Origin of the sequence: Bordetella genomosp. 1, assembly GCF_002261335.1 — a bacterium.
In the GTDB taxonomy this organism is placed as follows: domain Bacteria; phylum Pseudomonadota; class Gammaproteobacteria; order Burkholderiales; family Burkholderiaceae_B; genus Bordetella.
In genome coordinates this window covers 271,786-292,652 of the sequence record NZ_NEVL01000007.1, presented here as the reverse complement: position 1 = coordinate 292,652, position 20,867 = coordinate 271,786, and the positions used below count along the sequence as shown (strand labels likewise).

Annotated in this window: 15 protein-coding genes; 12 read left to right on the top strand and 3 right to left on the bottom strand. The window is 65.1% G+C overall.

Going from position 1 to position 20,867, the window contains the following annotated elements; translation table 11 throughout:
• The 6 genes from CEG14_RS25600 to CEG14_RS25575 all read left to right on the top strand — a co-directional run.
• On the top strand, positions 1-1,656 hold a 1,656-nt coding region (locus tag CEG14_RS25600), incomplete at its 5' end, for a phosphate acyltransferase (protein WP_094829222.1).
• Positions 1,657-2,985: 1,329 nt separating this feature from the next.
• Positions 2,986-3,666 carry a response regulator gene (locus CEG14_RS25595; protein WP_094829221.1) on the top strand — a complete coding sequence of 227 codons (681 nt, stop codon included), beginning with the start codon at positions 2,986-2,988 and terminating at the stop codon, positions 3,664-3,666.
• A gap of 94 nt (positions 3,667-3,760) precedes the next feature.
• On the top strand, positions 3,761-5,137 hold the full coding sequence (locus CEG14_RS25590) for a sensor histidine kinase (RefSeq protein ID WP_094829238.1): 1,377 nt from the start codon (positions 3,761-3,763) through the stop codon (positions 5,135-5,137).
• A 109-nt stretch (positions 5,138-5,246) separates the two neighbouring features.
• Positions 5,247-6,248, top strand: coding sequence for a Bug family tripartite tricarboxylate transporter substrate binding protein (locus tag CEG14_RS25585; RefSeq protein ID WP_094829220.1), 1,002 nt, complete (start codon positions 5,247-5,249; stop codon positions 6,246-6,248).
• 103 nt (positions 6,249-6,351) lie between these two features.
• The gene (locus CEG14_RS25580) at positions 6,352-6,789 is read left to right on the top strand and encodes a tripartite tricarboxylate transporter TctB family protein (RefSeq protein WP_094829219.1); all 438 of its coding nucleotides are present in this window, start codon (positions 6,352-6,354) and stop codon (positions 6,787-6,789) included.
• Positions 6,786-8,312: a tripartite tricarboxylate transporter permease gene (locus tag CEG14_RS25575; RefSeq protein ID WP_094829218.1), complete on the top strand. Its 1,527-nt coding sequence runs from the start codon at positions 6,786-6,788 to the stop codon at positions 8,310-8,312. The genes CEG14_RS25580 and CEG14_RS25575 overlap by 4 nt, the downstream gene beginning before the upstream one ends.
• Before the next feature lie 129 nt (positions 8,313-8,441).
• Here the strand turns inward: CEG14_RS25575 and CEG14_RS25570 are convergent, their stop codons facing one another.
• Positions 8,442-9,608, bottom strand: coding sequence for a pyridoxal phosphate-dependent aminotransferase (locus CEG14_RS25570; protein ID WP_094829217.1), 1,167 nt, complete (start codon positions 9,606-9,608; stop codon positions 8,442-8,444).
• 173 nt (positions 9,609-9,781) lie between these two features.
• Here CEG14_RS25570 and CEG14_RS25565 point away from each other — a divergent pair, with 173 nt between their 5' ends.
• Together CEG14_RS25565 and CEG14_RS25560 are read left to right on the top strand one after the other, a co-directional pair.
• On the top strand, positions 9,782-10,807 hold the full coding sequence (locus tag CEG14_RS25565; RefSeq protein WP_094829216.1) for an AbrB family transcriptional regulator: 1,026 nt from the start codon (positions 9,782-9,784) through the stop codon (positions 10,805-10,807).
• 254 nt (positions 10,808-11,061) lie between these two features.
• Positions 11,062-11,268: a cold-shock protein gene (locus tag CEG14_RS25560; protein WP_094829215.1), complete on the top strand. Its 207-nt coding sequence runs from the start codon at positions 11,062-11,064 to the stop codon at positions 11,266-11,268.
• A gap of 112 nt (positions 11,269-11,380) precedes the next feature.
• On the opposite strand, the gene CEG14_RS25555 is transcribed toward CEG14_RS25560, so the two are convergent.
• The gene (locus CEG14_RS25555; RefSeq protein ID WP_094829214.1) at positions 11,381-12,148 is read right to left on the bottom strand and encodes a hypothetical protein; all 768 of its coding nucleotides are present in this window, start codon (positions 12,146-12,148) and stop codon (positions 11,381-11,383) included.
• A 182-nt stretch (positions 12,149-12,330) separates the two neighbouring features.
• A complete protein-coding gene (locus CEG14_RS25550) occupies positions 12,331-13,221 on the bottom strand; it encodes a formate/nitrite transporter family protein (RefSeq protein ID WP_094829213.1) in 891 nt (296 codons plus the stop codon).
• A gap of 3,397 nt (positions 13,222-16,618) precedes the next feature.
• Between CEG14_RS25550 and mnmG the strand changes: the two genes are divergently transcribed.
• From mnmG to CEG14_RS25530, 4 genes are all read left to right on the top strand, one after another.
• Positions 16,619-18,541, top strand: coding sequence for a tRNA uridine-5-carboxymethylaminomethyl(34) synthesis enzyme MnmG (gene mnmG / locus CEG14_RS25545; RefSeq protein ID WP_094829212.1), 1,923 nt, complete (start codon positions 16,619-16,621; stop codon positions 18,539-18,541).
• Positions 18,538-19,215: a 16S rRNA (guanine(527)-N(7))-methyltransferase RsmG gene (gene rsmG / locus CEG14_RS25540; protein WP_094829211.1), complete on the top strand. Its 678-nt coding sequence runs from the start codon at positions 18,538-18,540 to the stop codon at positions 19,213-19,215. Before mnmG ends, rsmG begins: the two co-directional genes overlap by 4 nt.
• Positions 19,212-20,009, top strand: coding sequence for a ParA family protein (locus CEG14_RS25535; protein WP_094829210.1), 798 nt, complete (start codon positions 19,212-19,214; stop codon positions 20,007-20,009). The genes rsmG and CEG14_RS25535 overlap by 4 nt, the downstream gene beginning before the upstream one ends.
• A gap of 61 nt (positions 20,010-20,070) precedes the next feature.
• Entirely contained in the window at positions 20,071-20,844 is a 774-nt protein-coding gene (locus CEG14_RS25530) for a GNAT family N-acetyltransferase (RefSeq protein WP_176461373.1), read from the top strand.
• Positions 20,845-20,867: the final 23 nt, after the last annotated feature.

Below are 20,867 nucleotides of genomic sequence, written 5' to 3'. Positions count from 1 at the left end.
CCGCTCGAGAACGTCTGGGTCACCGACATCGAGGGCGTGGTCTACGAAGGCCGCACCACGCTGATGGATCCGGACAAGGCGCGCTACGCGCAGAAGACCGAGGCGCGCAAGCTGGCCGACGTGATCGACGGCGCCGACGTGTTCCTCGGCCTGTCGGCCGGGGGCGTGCTGAAAGCCGAAATGGTGGCAGTGATGGCCCCGCGACCGCTGATCCTGGCGCTGGCCAATCCCACGCCCGAGATCCTGCCGGAAGTGGCCAAGGCCGTGCGCGACGACATCGTGATGGCGACCGGCCGTTCGGACTATCCGAACCAGGTCAACAACGTGCTGTGCTTCCCCTACATCTTCCGTGGCGCGCTCGACGTGGGCGCCACCACCATCACGCCGGAGATGGAAAAGGCGGCGGTGTATGCGATCGCCGGCCTGGCCGAGGAAGAAGCCAATGACGTGGTGGCCGCGGCCTATGGCACCTACGATCTGTCGTTCGGCCCCGAGTACCTGATCCCGAAACCCTTCGATCCGCGCCTCATCATGCGCATCGCGCCCGCCGTGGCGCGTGCCGCCATGGAAGGCGGCGTGGCCACGCGCCCGCTGGCCGACCTCGATGCCTACGTCGAGCAGCTGCAGCAGTTCGTGTATCACTCCGGCGCCTTCATGAAGCCGGTGTTCGCGGCCGCCAAGCAATGGGTCCGCGACGGCGGCAAGTCGCGCATCGTGTTCACCGAAGGCGAAGACGAGCGCGTGCTGCGCGCCGTGCAGGTGATCGTCGACGAAAAGCTGGCCAAGCCCATTCTGGTGGGCCGTCCGTCGGTGCTGCTGTCGCGCATCGAGAAGTTCGGCCTGCGCCTGAAGTTGGGCCAGGACGTCGAGGTCTGCAATCCGGAATACGACGAGCGCTTCCACCAGTACTGGACGACGTATTGGGAGCTGATGTGCCGCCGCGGCATCACCAAGGAAATGGCGCGCGTGGAAATGCGCCGCCGCCTGACGCTGATCGGCGCGATGATGGTGCGCCTGGGCGATGCCGACGGCCTGGTCTGCGGCGCGGTCGGCGCCTATCACGACCACCTGCGCTTCATCGACGAAGTGATCGGCAAGAAGCCGGGCGCGAACACCTATGCGGCGATGAACATCCTGCTGCTGGATCAGCGCACGGTGGCCCTGGCCGACACGCACGTCAACGACGATCCCAGCGCCGAACAGATCGCCGAGATCACCATCGCCGCGGCCGAGGAGATGACCCGTCTGAACCTCGCCCCCAAGGTCGCGCTGCTGTCGCGCTCGAACTTCGGTTCGGGCAGCTCGGCCTCCGGCGCAAAGATGCGCGCCGCGCTCGACATCGTGCGCGAACAGGCGCCCGAGCTGGAAGTGGATGGCGAAATGCACGGCGACTGCGCGCTCGACGAAGGCCTGCGCCAGCGCATCCTGCCGTCGTCGCCGCTGAAGGGTTCGGCCAATCTGCTGGTCTGCCCCAACGTCGACGCCGGCAACATCGCCTACAACCTGCTCAAGACCGCGGCCGGCGGCAACGTGGCCGTGGGCCCGTTCCTGCTGGGCGCGAACGGCGCGGCCCATATCCTGACCTCCAGCGCCACCGTGCGCCGGATCGTCAACATGGCCGCGCTCACGGTGATCGACGCCAATCGCGAAGCCTGATCCAGGCCTCCCGACCGCAAGACGAACCGCCCGGAAACGGGCGGTTTTTTTTCGCCTGTACCGAGGCGCCTCCCGTCGGGGTGGCGCAGGAGGACGCCATTCATTCCATGCCGCACGCCGTCGCCGATATCGTTGCGCACACAACCATATCGGATAAACGGACGAGCCAGACCAACACCAGGAAACGCGAAAACCCACGGCAAAAATTCCGCACACGCGACAGCCGATCGCATCACGCCACGCGAATCGGAACACAAGATACCGATATAAATTCTTCATCCTGAAACTGGTTGCGCAAACAACCAATTTAAGAACACCGCTCTGATACCCCTATATTCAAGGCACTTCGAGGCAACAAAAACGCAGGGTCAAAAAAAACGAACGCCTTTCATCGTCCCGGCAGCGCTGACTCCACTCCCATCGCGAGCGGCATGGAACATGGTCGCGACGACCGGCGCGCGAGGGATGCGGTTTCTGTCGCTGCCCGTTTTTCTGCATCACGATGACGCATCGCCGCCGCGCGCTCGCGCCGGCCATCGCCACCTTCGCCACGACACATTGCGGCAACGGGCACCAGGCTCCGTACCCGCACACCCCTCGCCGACCTGCAGGCACCGACGCGCGGGCGTATCGACCTGTTCTTGCGGGCCCCACGCCGGGCGCCCCAATCGCCACACGCCGCGGCTCACGGCCCGCGCCAGGCGGGCGCTTCCGTTCAGCCCAGGCCACGCCTGGCCGCAGGCAGCCTCCAGACCTCGCCCGGCCCGACGGCAGCACGCGATCCGACAGGCGGGTTTCAGGCGGGTGGCGCGCGCGAGGCACGGCCAGAACGCATCTTCGGCAGCGCCTTTTTTGCGCGCAATTTTTGATCAACGCGCGCGCTACGAGCGCCTTTTGCCTTCGGGGTCCGCGCGCGACCCGGCGCGCGAAATCAGCGCTCAAAGCCGCCTCCTGCCCCCGCAGAATGCCGAATTTCCGGCCTCCCGATTGCGCACTTGTTGCGCATCCAGGCGGGTGTTCCGCTGGCAAATCATCCAATCCGACCTGTGGATAACCTCTACGACGCGCCGTTGTGCACATTGTGTGGACCTGGGTTGAACAAGCGGGGGTTTTCGACTGTCCCCAAAAAATTGTTCAACTTCACGCTTTTTTCCAAACAGAGTTCTTGCACAGGCAAAAACCGCTGCAAGCGTTTGAAATAGAATCGCTTTTTACGGTTAAGGTAGTTATCCACAGCCCTTATTAATCATTAGTCTTTATATAAAGAACATAAAAAGGAAACCCGCAAACCATGCCATCGCCCCACCACGCCCGCCCGGGTTCCCGGTCATGCGCATCCTCCTGATCGAAGACGAAGCCGAACTGGCTCACTGGCTTTCCCGAAGCCTGGCCCGACATGCCGGCTTCGTGGTCGAGTGGGCAGACGACGGCCTGCTGGCCGATCGCCGTCTCGCCATCGAAGAATTCGATGCCGTCGTGCTCGACCTGGGTCTGCCCGGAATGGATGGCCACACCTTGTTGTCGAAAATGCGTGCCCGGGACGACCGGACACCGGTGCTCGTGCTGACCGCCCGCGACTCGCTCGCGGAAAGAGTCGGCACGCTGCACGAAGGGGCGGACGATTTTTTGCCGAAACCCTTCGTGCTCGAAGAGCTCGAAGCCCGGCTGACGGCGCTGGTGCGCCGCAGCCGCGGCCGCGAACATCCGCGACTCGCGCTGGGCGACCTGGTGCTGGATACTTCGGCGCAAAAATTCAGCGTCCGCGGACAGCCCCTGCAGTTATCCCCAAGAGAACACGCGGTGCTGCGCGTCCTGATCCAGCGCAGCGGTGAACCCATGACCAAGCAGCAGATCCTCGATCGCATCCAGGGGCAGGACTCCGAAGTCAACCTGGAAGCCATCGAAGTGCTGGTGCATCGCCTGCGAAAAAAGCTCACGGAGACCGGTGTTCAGATCACGACGATGCGCGGCATGGGCTATTGCCTGGAGATGGCTGTTGATAACCCGTGATACGGCGGCGACCGGCGTTCCGCCGGTCGAAAAACCCCCGCGCAGCCTGCGTGCCACCCTGTTGTGGCGCCTGATTCCGGTGCTGGTCGTCCTGATGGTGGCGGCCCTCTGGGTGTCGAACCACCAGCTGCGGACCCAGGTCGACGTTGCCTACGACCGCGCCCTCGCTGGCGCGCTCAAATCCATCGACCACAACATATCCACAGCCAGCGGTGGATTAGCCCTGGAGCAGCCGTACCTCATGCTCGAATTCTTCGAGCTGACGGCCAATGGCAGCGTGTTCTACCGGGTGGCCACCGAGGACGGGCTGGCCGAAATCGGCAACCCGGCCCTGCCCATGCCCGACCAGCCGCTGGTGTCCGGGCAGCCGCAGTTTTTCTATGCCGACTACGACGGCACCCCGGTCCGGGTCGCCGCGATGGCCCGGCCGATGGAGCCCCCGCTCTACGCAAACAAAGGGGGACGCGTCGTGGTGCAGGTGGCCGAAACCCTGGATACCCGCCAGGAGTTCCTTAACGAGGCGCTGGTGCGTTCCGTGGAGCGGGACCTCGCCGTGGTACTGCTGGCCGTTTTGATCGTGATCTGGACCGTTCTGAGCGCCCTGAGGCCCCTCGAACGGGTGGAGGAGGAAATCCAGGCGCGCCCTGAGGACGATTTAAGGCCCGTCAGCGCGTCCGACGTCCCGGCTGAGGTCCTACCCCTCATTCAGGCCATCAATCGCCACACGGGCCGTTTTGAGGCTCAGGCGAGGGTCCAGCGGCAGTTCCTGGACGACGCCTCGCACCAGTTGCGCACGCCGCTGTCGGTTTTGCGTACCCAGACGGCCTACGCCCTGCGCGAAAACGACCCCCAGGAGATCCGCAGCGTCCTCCTGGCGATGCAGGAGGGGCTGGACAGGGCGGTACGCACCACCAACCAGATGCTGGCGCTGGCGCGCGCCAAGGACGCCTCCCTGGCCGAGGGCGGCCTGCAGACCGAGACCGTCGACCTGGCCGAGCTGGCCGACAACATCGCCCGCACCTTCCTGCCGGCGGCGCGGGCCAGCCAGATCGACCTGGGCCTGGACGTGCCGGAGGCCCCGGTGCAGGTGCAGGCCGCCGAGTGGATGTTGCGCGAGGCCCTGAGCAATCTGCTCGACAACGCCCTGCGCTACACCCGCCCGGGCGGCGAGGTGACGCTGCGGGTCGGCAGCGGCGCCGCAGAGGCCTGGATCGCCGTCGAGGACGACGGGCCGGGCATGTCCGCCCCCGACATCGCCCAGGCCAGCGTGCGCTTCCGGCGCGGGGCCGCCGGCAAGAACACCACCGGTGCCGGGCTCGGGCTGGCCATCGTCGGCACCATCGTGGGCGTCCATGGCGCCCGCCTGGTGCTGGAAAACCGCGACCCTGGCCCGGGCTTGCGGGCCGCATTGGTGTTTCCCCTTAGCCCCACCCGGGCTTTTGCGGCGCAGCATAAAAAACCGGTGTTTTGAAAGGTTCCGGAAAGGCGCGCTTCGGTACGGTTCGGTTCCATTGGACGGCCCTCGGCAGAGTGGCCGGATCCAACCCAGAATTTTTAGAAAAATCTACGGAGACCGCACCATGCAGATGCTGCAGACGTTCCGCCGTGCCGCCACGGCGGCACTCACCCTGGCCACCCTGTCGTTCGCCCAGTCCGGCCATGCCGCCGACGAGCCGCGCCGCCCCGAGTGCATCGCGCCGGCCCAGCCCGGCGGGGGTTTCGACCTGACGTGCCGCCTGGCCACCGAAGGCCTGAAGCAGAGCGGGGCGCTGAAGTCGCCGATGCGCATCGTCTACATGCCCGGTGGCATCGGCGCGGTCGCCTACAACAACATCGTGGCCCAGCATCCGAAAGAGCCCGGCACGATCGTGGCCTTCTCGGGCGGTTCGCTGCTCAACCTGGCGCAGCACAAGTTCGGCAAGTACTCGGTCGACGACGTGCGCTGGCTTGCCGGCATCGGCACCGACTACGGCGTGGCCGTGGTGCGCAACGATTCGCCGTACACCGACCTGAAGGGCCTGATGGAGGCCTTCAAGCAGGATCCCACCAAGATCGTGCTGGGCGCCGGCGGCACGGTGGGCAGCCAGGATTGGATGAAGGCCGCGCTGACCGCCAAGGCGGCCGGCGTGGACGTGCGCAAGATGCGCTTCGTGGCGTTCGAGGGCGGCGGCGAAGCCGTGACCGCGCTGCGCGGCGGCCACATCCAGGCCTACATGGGCGACGCGGCCGAAGCCTTCACGATGCTCGAGGGCGGCGCCCCGATCCGCGTGCTGGCCGTGTTCAACAACGAACGCCTGCCGGGCAAGCTCAACACCGTCCCGACCGCGAAAGAGCAGGGCTACGACATCGTCTGGCCCATCATCCGCGGCTTCTACGTCGGCCCGCAGGTCTCCGACGCCGACTATCAGTTCTGGGTCGATGCGTTCAACAAGACCATGGCCTCGCCCGAGTTCGCCAAGTTGCGCGAGCAACAAGGTCTGTTCCCCTTCAGCAAGACGGGCAAGGAGCTCGACGACTATGTCAAGGCGCAGGTCAAGAGCTACACCGAACTCGCCGATTCCTTCGGCCTGATCAAGAAGTAATCCTCACGCGCTTCGAACGGCGGCGGCGCAATGCCGCCGTCCGCGCGTGAATCCGGCCGTCGGCTCCGCGCCGCCAGCCCTTTCTCTGCATGGAAACAGGATCATGAATGATCGAATACTGGGCGCGTGTGCCCTGGTCCTGGCCGCGTTCCTGATCTGGGCCGGCTGGGACATCGAAGCGCCGTTCTCCTACGAACCGGTGGGCCCGCGTGCCTTCCCGATGCTGATCGCCAGCGTCATCGGCCTGTGCGGCCTGTGGCTGGTGTATCGCGGCGGCAACCAGGTCGAAGCCAACGCCCCCGGCGCCAACAGCCGCATCCTGCTGATGGTGATCTACGCCGCGGTCTACGCGTTCCTGTTCCAGTTGCTCGGCTTCGTGATCTCCACCGCCATCATGACCGTGCTGGTCGGCCGCCTGTTCGGCGGCCCGTGGATCAAGTGCGCGATCGGCGGGCTGGTGATGGGGGTGTTGTTCTTCCTGTTGTTCGACAAGGTGCTGGACGTCGTGTTGCCCGGCGGCGTCCTGGAGGGCTTGATATGAGCGGCATTCTCGACCATCTGTCGATCGGCTTCGGCGTGGCGTTTTCCGTCACCAACGTGCTGGTCGCGGCCATCGGTTCTTTCTTCGGCACCATGGTGGGCGTGCTGCCCGGCCTGGGCCCCATCAACGGCGTTGCGATGCTGATCCCGATCGCATTCGCCATGAATCTGCCGCCCGAAACCGCGCTGATCCTGCTGGCCTCGGTCTATGTGGGCGCCGAGTACGGCGGCCGCATCACCTCGATCCTGCTCAACGTGCCGGGCGAGGCCAGCGCCATCATGACCACGCTCGACGGCTATCCGCTGGCGCGCCAGGGGCTGGCCAACGTGGCGCTGTCGCTGTCGGCCTGGTCGGCCTTCTTCGGCGCCATCGTGTCGGTCACCGGCATCATCCTGCTCGCGCCGCTGCTGGCGCAATGGGCCTTGGCGTTCGGTCCGGCCGAGTACTTCGTGCTGATGGTGTTCGCGTTCTGCTGCCTCACCAGCCTGCTCGGCAAACAGCCGGTCAAGGGCGTGCTCGCGGCGATGCTGGGTCTGGCGATCTCGGTGATCGGCGTGGATGCCAACTCCGGCGTCTATCGCTACACCTTCGACTCGGTGCATCTGGCCGACGGCATCGACTTCGTGGTGGTGGTGATCGCGCTGTTCGCGGTCAGCGAAATGCTGGAGATGCTGGAGAAGGTCGTCGCCGGCCACAGCGTCGAGGTCAAGCCCAGCGGCCGCAAGCTCTTCAACCTGAAAGAGCTGGCGTTCACCTGGTGGAGCGTGGTGCGCAGTGCGCTGGTGGGCTTCGGCGTGGGCGTGCTGCCGGGCGCCGGTGCCAGCGTGGCCGCCGCCGTGGCCTACTCGCAGGAAAAGCGCATCATCGAAAACAAGGACCCGAACGCCAAGTTCGGCAAGGGCGACATGCGCGGCCTGGTGGCGCCCGAAGCCGCCGCCACGGCCTCGGCCATCGGCTCCTTCGTGCCGATGCTGACGCTGGGCGTGCCGGGTTCGGGCACCACCGCCGTGATGATGGGCGCGCTCACGCTCTACAACATCACGCCGGGCCCGGTGCTGTTCGACACCAAGCCCGAGCTGGTGTGGGGCCTGATCGCCTCGCTGTTCATCGCCAACGTGCTGCTGTTCATCATGAACGTGCCGATGGTGCGCGTGTTCTCGAAGGTGCTGTCGGTGCCGGCGTGGATGATGGTGCCGGGCATTCTCTGCATCAGCTACATCGGCGTCTACGCCATCAATGCCGGTTCGTTCGACCTGTACATGGTCGTGGGCATCGGTGCGCTGGGCTACTTCCTGCGCAAGTTCGGCGTGCCCATGGCGCCGCTCGTGCTCGGTGTCGTGCTGGGCGACATGATGGAACAGAACCTGCGGCGCGCCCTGTCGATCACCAACGGCGAACTGAACGTGCTGTACGCGAGCCCGGTGTCGATGGGCCTGTGGATCGCCGCCATTGCCGTCGTGGTCCTGCCGCAACTGATGCGCTTCCTGCGCAAGCGCCGCAAGGCGGCCGCCGCCGAGCAATGATGCGCGTCGCAACCTAGACCGCCAGAAAGTGAAACAGGCGCCTCTCGGGGCGCCTGTTTTCATTTGAGTACCTGTGCAAAGCACTCTGGTGGTTCGAATCAGTTGCTTGCGCAACCAATTCAAGGCCGATCAGACCGCCGCGAGGCGCTCCAGTGCCGCGTCCAGCGTGGCGTCTTTCTTGGCGAAGCAGAAGCGCACGATGCGATGGTTCGACGTGGCCGCGGCCGGGTCGCGATAGAAGGCCGACACCGGGATCACCGTCACGCCATGGTCCACCGTGAGGTTGCGGGCGAACGTGGCCTCGTCGAGCTGCGAGATCGCGCTGTAATCGGCCAGCAGGAAGAACGTGCCGGGGCTGGGCAGGGGCTTGAAGCGGGTCTTGGCGAGGCCGGCGCTCAGCCGATCGCGCTTGGCCTGGTAGAACGCGGGCAGCGCCAGGTAGGGCTTGGGATCCGCCATGAACTCGGCCAGCGCGACCTGCATCGGCGAGGGCACGGTGAACACCATGAACTGGTGCACCTTGCGCAGCTCTGCGCTCAGCGCGCGCGGGGCGCAGCAATAGCCGATCTTCCAGCCGGTCGTGTGATAGGTCTTGCCGAACGACGAGATCACGAACGCGTGCTCGGCCAGCAAGGGCCGGCGCGACAGGCTCAGGTGAGGCTTGCCATCGAACACGATGTGTTCGTACACCTCGTCGGACAGCAGCAGGATGCCGGTGTCGCGCACGATCTGCTCGAGCGCGTCGAGATCGCTCTCGTCCAGCACGGCGCCGGTCGGGTTGTGCGGGAAGTTCAGCATCAGCAGGCGCGAGCGCGGCGTGATCGCATCGCGCACGCGTTGCCAGTCGATGCGGTAATACGGATCGTCGGCCGTGGGTGCGCGCAAGGGCACCGGCACGGCCGTGCCGCCTGCCAGCCGGATCGACGGCAGGTAGGAGTCGTAGCAGGGCTCGATGACGATCACTTCATCGCCGGGGCCGACGGCCGCGAGCACGGTCGCCATAAGGGCCTCGGTGGCACCGCTGGTCACGGTGATCTCGGTTTCGGGATCGTAGGCGTGGCCGTAAAGCGTCTTGACCTTGTCGGCGATGGCCGCGCGCAGCGGCGCCACGCCGGGCATGTAGGGATATTGATTGTGGCCTTCCGCCATGGCCTTGGTGACCAGGCCGCACAGCGCGGGATCGGGATCGAAGTCGGGGAAGCCCTGGCCCAGGTTGATGGCCTTGTGTTCGATGGCCAGGCGGCTCATCACGGTGAAGATGGTCGTGCCCACGTCGGGCAGCTTGGATCGGATCATGGCAGTGGGTGGCGGAATGCTTGGGATGGCACGAAGTGCGTAAGTATCCCACCGCGCGTGCCGGCAGCGCAAAAGCCCTGTTCGATAATACGGGTTGCGGCGAGCGGGGCGCGCGCGCCGCCACGGCGGCCCGGGCCGGACCGTGTTTTCCTGCGTCATCGGGTTATCAACTTATGCCTTTTCGTTTGTTGGCGGGTTTCGCCATTGCACTGGCCGGCGCGCTGCTGGCCGTCTGGCTGCGCATGCCGCTGCCCTGGATGCTGGGTGCCCTGCTGCTTACCGCGGCCACGCGCATCGGCGGGGCGCGCACCTTCTGCCCGCGCCCCGCGCGCAACATGGGCCAGTGGGTCATCGGCACGTCGCTGGGTCTTTACTTCACACCGCTGATGGTTGGCCACATCGGCGCAAACTTCGGCCCCATCGTGGTCGGCATGCTGTTCGCGCTGTTGCTCGCCTTCATCGGCACCGCGATGCTGCAGCGCTTTGCCGCGGTCGACTTCAAGACCGCGTGGTTCTCATCGGCGATCGGTGGCGCCAGCGAAATGGCAAACCTGGCCGAACGTCACGGCGCACGCATCGATCGCGTCGCCACGGCCCACAGCGTGCGTGTGCTGATGGTGGTCGTGATCGTGCCGTTCGTGTTCCAGTGGTGGGGCGTCGCCGGCATCGATCCGACCGTGCCCGGACCGCGCAGCGTCGATGGCCTCGGCCTGGCCGCGTTGATCGGGCTTACCTGCGTGGGGGGCCTGCTGTTCCAGCGTCTCAACCTGCCCAATCCCTGGGTGCTCGGGCCGATGCTGGTGGCGATGATCCTGACCGCGTCCGAGATTGAATGGTCGGCCCTGCCGGATGTGTTTTTGAAGGCGGGTCAGCTCTTCATCGGCTGGTCGCTTGGCGACAGATATCGGTCTGATTTCTTCCGCTCGGCACCGCGCTTTATCGCGGTGGTCGCGGCCTACACGCTCATCGCGCTGGCCCTGGCCTTCGGGCTCGGAAACCTGCTTTCGCACTGGTCCGAAGCGCCCGTTCCCACCCTGATTCTGGGCACCACGCCGGGCGGTATCGCGGAGATGGCCATCACCGCAAAGGTGCTGCAGCTGGGCGTTCCGGTGGTCACGGCATTCCATGTGATGCGCATGGTGTTCGTCGTGCTGGTGACCGGTCCCGTGTACAAGCTACTCGCGCGCCGTTGCACCTGAATGACCAGGATCAAACTTGACCGCCAAGTGAAAAAAAAGCCACATACGGGTAAACAACTATATGTGTGACCAGAACGCGATAGGTATGCTGGCCGTGCAGTTGATTCAAGCAGTGCGCTAGCCCGGTTTCTGCCATTCTCGGCAAGCCACAAACGCAGTGTCGCCGGCACGTTCGTGCCACCTCAGACAGTACGTTGGTGTCCGCGTCCTTGATTCACTTGCAATTCACGATTTTTTATCAGGACGCTATAGAAATGGCTCAGAAGGGCAAAGTTAAATGGTTCAACGCCGATAAGGGTTACGGCTTCATCACCCCCGACGGCGGTGGCACGGAAGTGTTCGCGCACTTCTCCGCGATCCAGGGCCGAGGCTACCGCAGCCTCAACGAAGGCCAGGAAGTCGAATTCGAAGTGAAGGATGGTCCGAAAGGACCTCAAGCGGCCGAGATCCGTCCGCTCTAAATCGGGAAATCCCTTTTTTCCCGCCAGCCAGGCCTGACCCCTGGCTCCAACGCCCCAGATTCATCTGGGGCGTTGTCATTTGTGGCGCGGGATGCGCGCACCGCGCGTTCGATCAACGGCCGGCGTGCTCGTAAGGGCTCAGGTCCAGCCCCGCCTGCCTGTAGCGTTGCACGACGTGCCGCAGCATGGCATCGCGCCCGGGCGCATCGTTCGTTGCCGCGATGGCGCGGCCACAGCGCTCGCGGTCTTGCGGACAGCCATGGTCTGCTGGCAACAGCGCGGCGGACATCGCCGCATTGATGGCGAGCTGCGAGACCCACATCGGCGTCGGCTTGCCCGCAAAGAAATCGTCGAGTTCGCGCGCAAGCGTTGCCACCGCCTGCTCGGCGATCGGTGCCGCATCCTTGCATTCGCTGAAGAGAAACTCGCGGCCGGTCCAGCGCAGTTGTTTGCACACGAGTGCCAGCGTCGGCGCCGCCGGCATGCGTTCGGGCAGCTCGGTGGATAGCTCGGCGAGCACCGGCGGTGTGGCGCCGGTGTCGAATGCGATGCGAGCGTGTTGTGGCACGGCGGGCGGGGCAGGGCGGGCAACGCCGCCGCCCACCAGCAGGTCCTTGTCGGTCGACAAGGTCCGGGGCCTTTCCAATCCGTCGGGATAGGCCTGCGAGAGCTTGGCCGCGCGCACGGCGAGCAGGCCGAGCTGCTGGCCGATGAGCGTGCCGTCGGCCTTGAGAAATGCGGCGAGCTCGTCATGCAGCACGGCATCCAGGACGGCGCGTTCCGCGGCGTCGGGTTCATATGCGGCGTGTGCGCCGGCCATCGGCGAGATCGCCATCAGCAGCCCGGCCAAGGCCTGCTTCAGCGCCTGGATAGGCTTCATATCGGCTGTGTTGCGGTGTGGGAGGTGGATCGAGGGCGTAAGGGTAGCGCGCGAGGCGGCGTGCCTGCCAGTTGCACGCGCAACCCGCGCGGCGGGCGCTCCCTATGCCCGTGGCGCGTTCGCGTTCCGACGCGAGAGCGACGTGCGCTACCGCGTGCGCACGTCGCAGACGGCCGCGGCGATCAACGGGCCGCGTCTTGCTCGCGTGCGATGGCGCGCCCCTTGCCGGGTTCCTCGTCGTCGGGCACGTCCAGGCCGGCGTCCGCGCGCACCTGCGCATGGCTGATCAGCGCGAAGATGAACGTGCCGCCGATGATGTTGCCCACCAGCGTCGGCAACACGAAATTGAGCAGGCCATCCGAGATGGCGGCCTGGCCGAGCAGCACCAGGTAAGTCACCTCGATCGTCCCGACCACCACGTGCGCCACGTCGGAGATGCCCATCAGGTAGGTGATCAGGAAGATGAGCAGGATGCGGCCGGTCTCGACGGCATGGATCATCCACACCAGCAGCGCGATGAGCCAACCGGCGAGCACGGCGGTCGCAAACGATTGGCCGTTGGGCACCTGCAGCAGGTGGTGCCCCATCTCCAGAAACTCCTTGTCCACCTCCGGCGAGAACATGGGCAGGTAGGCAAACACGGCAGCGGCGATCAGGCCACCGATGAAGTTGCCGAGCAGCACGGTGCCCCAGAGCCGCATCAGTTGCATCAGCTTGCGCCAGGTCGGCTGCGACATGAAGGGCAGCACCGGCGTCACCGTGTTTTCGGTGAAGAGCTGCTGGCCGGCCGTGATCACGAAGATGAAGCCCAGGGTGTAGCCCATGGCCTCGACCAGGATCGCCCACTGCGCATCCGGCAGATAGGCCTGCAGCACGCCTCGGCCCAGCATCGAGGTGCTCATGATCAAGCCGCCCGCGATGGCGGACCAGAACAGCGCAAAGAAGTCGCGGCGCATTTCCTTCTCGCCTTCCTTGCGGATGATCTCGTGCACCGCTGCCGCCTTGGAGGGTAGCTTTTCGGTCAGCTCTTCAGCCGATTCTTTTTTCTCGTTCGTGGTGCCGTTATCCGACATGGGTGCCTCCGACCTGGTGAGCCGAGTGAGGGGGTCTTGCCGCAACGCGCGGCGATGCTTTCAACCATATGTCAGTCTTCGCGCTTGTGGCGTCAGGCCGCGGTGTCTCACGGCAAGCAGACGTAACCCCCGCAACTGCCGCTGACGGATCTGCATCATCCGTAAGCAGTCGCTGCTGGCAACCCGTTTGCGACCCGGGAAGCGCGGGGCTCCCGCCGTCGGCCACGGGGCAGGCCGCGCGAGCGCGCGCTCAGCTTCAGTTAGTGCTTACTAACGTCAAAAGTGGCCTCTCGCGCGGACGTGCCGGCCTCTGGATAACTTTGTGGATAATTTTCCCGACAACGTCCTTCGACGGCGCCGTGGAAAGCGGCCGTGCGGAGAACAGGCGGGGCGATCGGAGTTCTGCACAGAACAGTGACCGGTGGGGGACGGCACCGATGACCTGTGGATATGTACAGTACAGCAGGCCAAATTCCCGGCGTTTCCGGGCCTTTGCCGCGATATTTCGCCGTGTTTACGGGGATTTACGCAATGGAGCGTGCGAAGGCGCGTGCGGGCGGAGGATTTTCGTGTCCACGTGAATCCGTCCGCGCGGCCGTTTTTTCACGGCGGATCGGCGATGTTGTTCACAAAGATATCCCCAGGACGCTACGGCACTTGGTGGCGCCGCCACCCGGCATCGGCGTCGAATCGGCTGTGGATAGTTTTGGGGATTCGAGCTCGGTGCGCCCGCCGCGGGGCGGGCGGCTGCGCAAAAGAGAACCAACTTTTACGCTGACGCTCGCCGGCTTTGCAGCCGGCACGTAGGGGTAGCCGAGCCCGTACCCGCGCGGGCGGCACGGCCATCTCCTGGCTTGAGCAAGAATCGAAGTTTTCCACGTGACACACGATCCAGCTCGCCAGCATGGCGAACGATGCGCTTTGGTCCATCCATTCAGGGCGCCGAGAGGGCAGTGGCGGCCCCGCTATTCCACAAAGTTTTCCACCGCGCTCCCGGCCGCGGTTCGGCGTATGTCTTGGGCGTGCCAGGAAGCCCACAGGCGCCTCTGGTCCGCTGTTTCCAGCAAGTCCGTCCCTGCTTCTGCACAAAGTTGTCCACGGGCCCTCAGGGCGGCCCGGGTGGCGCCGCGACCGCGACTTTTCCCGTGAAATCGAGAGCTTGCGAGCATGGTCCGCAAGCCGGGGCAGTCGCGCCCAGCTGATCCGGTCCGAACTTGTCCACGGAAAGGCGGACCGTGCATGGGCTCTCGTCCGCTCTCATGGCGTTTGGATGACTCCGTCTCCGTTTGGCGCTGCTGGTCGCTCGCCATCCGGCACTTATCCACGGGGAACGCGCCCGACATTCGCGGCAGGGTCGGCAGGCGTTTTCTGCGCTCGGTGCGAGCGCCTGCCTACAGAGTTCTGCACAGCGTTGTCCACGCGGACTCGCCGCACCCCAGCGCTGCCTGTGGCGTTTGGCGGCCCCGCGATGTCCGGGTGCGCGAGGGTGTGGGTAACTCGTGTGTCGCCCGCGGCGCTCGCCGCGCTCGCCGCAGGTGGCCGGCGGTGGCGTGGGAAGCCACGGCAGTTCGGGGTGGGTGGGCCCGCCGGCCCGGAGGCACACCGATTCCACGTTGAACCCCACCGGCTCCGTCCCGGCCGCGAAGGCAGGGGCAGGGGCAGGGCACTGGTTGCCCACACGGCTCTTCACGTAAGCCCGGCCTTGGCCAGGCCCGCGTCAGGAGGGCGGGCCCAGATAGGCATCGGGGAGGGCCAGGCGACGGATCCAGGGGCCGTAGGCCGCACCTCGGGCGCGAGTTCTGCACAATTTTTTCCCCAGGGGCAGGATGGGCGCGGGGCGGAGTTATGCATTGATTCACCAGGGAAAAGTTGTGACCTTGCCCGGGTATCGGGGCGCCGACCGCTGCAGTTCTCCACAAAATTTTCCACGAGAAACCGGCGGCGATGCCTTGCCCATCCATGCCGAGCGGCATGCGTAGCGCAGCGCGGAGAGCCGCGCGTTCTCCACAGGCTTGTCCACGGACTTGGCCAGCAAGGCCGATTTTTTGGACGGCAAAGGGTGGGGCGCATCGCTTGCTCGCGGGTCCGCGACACGCGCGTTCTCCACATGTTTATCCACGCGGAACCTCGGCGGGTTGCCGCCCAGAATGGCTGTCAGGGGGCTGGCTTTTTCTGGGGACAACTTTGTGGAGAAATCGCCTCCACCATTCGGCGTAGACCGCTTGGACAGGGTTGGCCCTGCGAGGAAGTGGAGCGGCGCTTCCCCCGTTTCCCCTATGACGCCACTGCTGGAGGCACCGCATTTTCCGAGCTTGGTGCCGGTCCGAGGCCCTGGACACGCTCACGATTGCGGGTCGAACGGCTGTGGGTACATCTGTGGATATCCGGGCAATTGCAGGAACCAATCCCGGACTATCGGCTCGAATCAAGAGTCGCCCTTGTGCTTGCGCAGTGGTGCGGTCCACCCTGGAACGCGGGCCGAAAGGGATCTATTCGTCTCGCAGCGCAGTGTCAGCGCGTGCGCGCCCAGCGGGTTTTTGAAGCTGCAGCCCAGCTCGACGCTACCGCATGTGGCGTGCCCGTGCCGTTGTTTCACGTGAAACCTTCTCCGGGGTGAGGCGTCCGGCATCGAGAGTGCGCCGGGGCTTCTGCTCCGTCTCATCCACTGCCATCGGTTCTCCGCACAAACCACCTTGGTTTTCGGGAGACGGCGTGCGCGAATAATGAGGATGTTTTTGGCCTAGGGTAGGTATAGGGCGAAAATGTCCGTTGTTTTTGTCGAGATCCGCCGGAGTAGCTCATTGCTTTCGGTGATCGGGGCGTTGCCTTGGCAGGCGAGACAGCGGTTTCAAGGGCTAAGTCCCGCCCGATGTTTCACGTGGAACACCAGCTGCTGTCACGGATCAATCGCCTTTCGCGCGATGTTTCACGTGGAACGTCGTCTGCATAAGCGAAATCGAGTAGAACCACTCGCTCGACAAATGCGAGCTGTTCTCATCTGGGTTCAGGGTGTGCCATGCCTGGGCGATGTTCCACGTGAAACATCGAACCTGGTGGCCAAGGTCAGGCCCGCTCGCTGCTGTTTTCGCTCTCTTGCGTAGCCAGGACCATGACTTACGAAGACATTCATAGGCTTGTCGGCGAGCGATGTTTCACGTGGAACATACTTCCGCCGCCAAGCAGGGCAGGCGGCCTGCGCTACCCGCGGACTGAGTTAGTGCTTGCTCCCTGATCGGATCGGGCACGTAACCGGCGTGAACCCCCGCCCAGGCGGGTGCTGGGGCACGCTAGTCATCCACTTTTCCGTTGTTTTTGGGAGCCTTACCATGTTTCACGTGAAACATGCCATGGGCAGCCTCTATAATGCAGCTCAAAGCTCTTTCATCTTTCCCCCATCATGGATTTCCCCCGCGAATTTGACGTCATCGTCGTCGGTGGCGGTCACGCCGGCACCGAAGCCGCGCTGGCAGCTGCACGCGCAGGCGCCCAGACGCTGCTGCTTACCCACAATATCGAGACCCTTGGGCAGATGTCCTGCAATCCGTCGATCGGCGGTATTGGCAAAGGACACCTGGTCAAAGAGGTCGATGCCCTGGGCGGAGCAATGGCCATTGCTACCGACGAGGCGGGGATCCAGTTCCGCATTCTCAACGGCTCGAAGGGCCCGGCCGTGCGCGCCACGCGCGCACAGGCCGATCGCGTGCTTTACCGCAAGGCGATCCGCGGTCGTCTCGAGAACCAGCCCAACCTTTGGTTGTTCCAGCAGGCCGTCGAAGACCTGATGGTGGAGGGCGACCGCGTCGTCGGCGCCGTCACGCAGGTCGGTTTGAAGTTCCGCGCGCGCACCGTCGTGCTTACCGCCGGGACTTTCCTCAATGGCTTGATCCACGTGGGACTGCAGAACTACTCGGGTGGCCGCGCGGGAGATCCGCCGGCGATTTCGTTGGGGCAACGCCTCAAGGAGCTTCAGCTGCCGCAAGGTCGCCTGAAGACCGGCACCCCGCCGCGGATCGATGGCCGCACCATCAACTACTCGATCCTGGAAGAGCAGCCCGGCGACCTCGATCCGATTCCCGTCTTCTCCTTCATGGGGAACGCGGCGATGCATCCGCGCCAGTTGCCATGCTGGATCACCCACACCAACGAACGCACGCACGACATCATCCGGGGCGGTCTCGACCGCTCGCCGATGTACAGCGGCGTGATCGAAGGGGTGGGGCCGCGGTATTGCCCCTCGATCGAGGACAAGATCCATCGCTTCGCCGACAAGGCCTCGCACCAGGTCTTTCTCGAGCCCGAAGGGCTGGACACGCACGAGGTCTATCCGAATGGCGTGTCGACCAGTCTGCCGTTCGACGTGCAGCTGGCATTGCTGCATTCGCTGCCCGGCCTGGAGAACGCCCACATCCTGCGGCCCGGCTATGCGATCGAATACGATTACTTCGACCCGCGCGCGCTCAAGAGCACGCTCGAGACCAAGAGCATCAGCGGACTCTTCTTTGCCGGCCAGATCAATGGCACGACCGGCTATGAAGAGGCCGCCGCGCAAGGCTTGCTGGCCGGGCTGAATGCGGCCCTGCAGGCCCAGGGCAAAGAGCCCTGGACGCCGCGTCGCGACGAGGCTTACCTCGGTGTACTGGTCGACGATCTGGTGACGCGCGGCGTCACGGAGCCCTATCGCATGTTCACCTCGCGCGCGGAGTATCGTCTCAGCCTGCGCGAAGACAATGCCGATCTGCGCCTCACCGAGATCGGCCGCAAGCTCGGCCTGGTGGACGATGCGCGTTGGGATGCCTTCAATCGCAAGCGCGATGCGGTGGCCGCCGAGGTCGAGCGTCTGAAGTCGACGTGGTTCAACCCGCGCACCCTGCCGGCCGAGGTGGCCGAGCCGCTGTTGGGCAAGGCGATCGAACGTGAGTACTCACTATCGGATCTGCTGAAGCGGCCGAATGTGTCGTACGAAGGCCTGATGCAGGCGCGCGGCGCCGACGGCGAATTGCTGGGCGGGCCGGGCGTGCTCGGCGATGACGTGCTGGCCGAACAGGTCGAAATCCAGGTGAAGTACGCGGGCTACATTGCGCGCCAGCGCGATGAGGTGCAGAAGCACGCCAATCACGAACAGCAGCCCATCCCGGCCGACATCGATTACGACGCCGTGACGAGCCTCTCGTTCGAAGTGCGCCAGAAGCTCAAGACGCACCGTCCCGAGACCATCGGCCAGGCCGGCCGGATCTCGGGCATGACGCCGGCGGCGATCTCGCTGCTGCTGATCCATCTCAAGCGCCTGCATTACGGCTCGCGCAAGCAAGCCGCAGCATGAACGCAGCCGTCCACGATCCGGCCGCCGAAGCGCGGCTCGCGCAGGCATGCGAGGCCCTGGGTCTCGCGCCCGACGCCGCGCAGCGCGAGGCGCTGCTGCGCTATGTCGCCCAGATGCAGCGCTGGAACCGCACCTACAACCTGACGGCCATTCGTGACCCGGGCCAGATGCTGGTGCAGCACCTGTTCGACAGCCTCTCGATCGTCGGTCCCTTGCGTGCGCACCTGGGCGACGGACCGGCGCGGATCTTCGACGTGGGTTCCGGCGGCGGGCTGCCCGGTGTCGTGCTGGCGCTGATGCAACCCGAGTGGGACGTGACCTGCGTCGATGCGGTCGAGAAGAAGACCGCGTTCGTGCGACAGATGAGCGGTGCGCTGCATGCGCCCAATCTGCATGCGCTGCACGCACGCATCGAACAGGTCGAACCCGCGCAATGCGACGTGGTGATTTCACGCGCATTTGCGTCCCTGCAGGATTTCGCAGCCTGGTCGGGCCGCCATGTTCGCAACGGTGGTACCCTCGTCGCGATGAAAGGCAAGGTCCCGGATGATGAACTCGCCGCGCTGGCTGCGCAGGGCGAGTGGAAAGTGGAAGACATTCAAACCCTGAACGTCCCCGAGCTCGACGCGCAGCGTTGCCTCATCTGGATGCGCCGCAGTCAAGGAAACCAATGAACTCAATACCGCCCAGCAAATCCGCACGCGTCTTCTGCATCGCCAACCAGAAGGGAGGGGTGGGCAAGACCACGACCGCCATCAATCTGGCGGCGGGCCTGGCCACGCTGAACCAGCGCGTGCTGCTGGTCGACCTGGATCCCCAGGGCAACGCCACCATGGGCAGCGGTATCGACAAGAATGCGCTGCCCGCGAACCTGTACCAGGTGCTGATCGGCGAATCGACGATCGCCGACGCGCGCGTGCGCTCGGAGTCCGGCGGCTACGACGTGCTGCCGGCCAACCGTGAGTTGTCCGGTGCCGAGATCGACCTGGTGCAGATGGACGAACGCGAACGCCAGCTCAAGGGCGCGATCGACAGCGTGGCCGACCAATATGATTTCGTGCTGATCGATTGCCCGCCCACGCTTTCGCTGCTCACCCTCAACGGGCTGGCCGCGGCGCATGGCGTCATCATTCCGATGCAGTGCGAGTACTTCGCGCTCGAAGGTCTGTCCGACCTGGTCAACACCATCAAGCGCGTCCACCGCAACATCAACAACGATCTGCGCGTGATCGGCCTGTTGCGTGTCATGTTCGATCCGCGCATGACGCTGCAGCAACAGGTTTCCGCGCAGCTCGAGGCGCACTTCGGCGACAAGGTGTTCAAGAGCGTCGTGCCGCGCAACGTGCGCCTGGCCGAAGCGCCGAGCTACGGCATGCCGGGCGTGGTCTACGACCGCAACTCGCGCGGCGCGCAGGCCTACATCTCTTTCGGCGCCGAGATGATCGAGCGCGTCAAGGAAATGAACTGATCCGGTCATCATGATGCTCGAGAATCTGGCTGCTGCCGCACCCACCGCATTCACCCCCGTCATGCAGACGCGCGATGCCTTGCTCGCGCGTATCGAGGAGGCCGCGCTCAACGCCACGGCGGTGCGCGAGCAGGTCTTCTACGACGGGTGGCTGTTGCGATGCGCACCGTCGCCGGCGCGCCGGATGCGCAGCATCAACATCCTCGGGTTATCCACACGCGCGCTCGATGACCGTCTGGCGTACTGTCACGGATGGTATGCGCGCACCGGTCAGCCGGTGGTGTTTCGCCTCACGTCCATCGGGCCCGATTTCGGGCTCGATCACGCGCTGGCCGAACGCGGCTACGAGGGGTATGACCGCACCTGCGTGATGCGCGCCGACCTCACCGCGGCCGCACCGGCGCAGGTCGTCGAAGGCATGCAATACCGCGACGTCACGCCGCAGGTGTTCGCAGCCGAGGTGGGCCGGCTCAAGGGCGCGAGTGCAGCGGCGGTTGCCGAGCACACGGCCCGGCTCGCCGGCCTCGTGGTCGATGCGATGCCCGTCGTGGCCTGTACACCGGATGGCACCGTCGTGGCCGCCGGCCTCGCCGTGCTCGAAGACGACCTGGTCGGCATCTTCGACGTCGTGACCGACCCGGCGCAGCGCCGGCAAGGCCATGGCGCCGCGCTCGTCACGCAACTGCTTGCGCGCGCAACTGCGCGTGGCAGCCGTCACGCGTACCTGCAAGTCGAGACGGACAACATCGCTGCCCGCGCATTGTATGCGCGGTTTGGTTTCGCGGATTGTTATTCATACTGGTATCGGTCGCTGCCTGCCGCCGTGGGCAAGTGATCGAGAACCAGAGTACAGGCTGA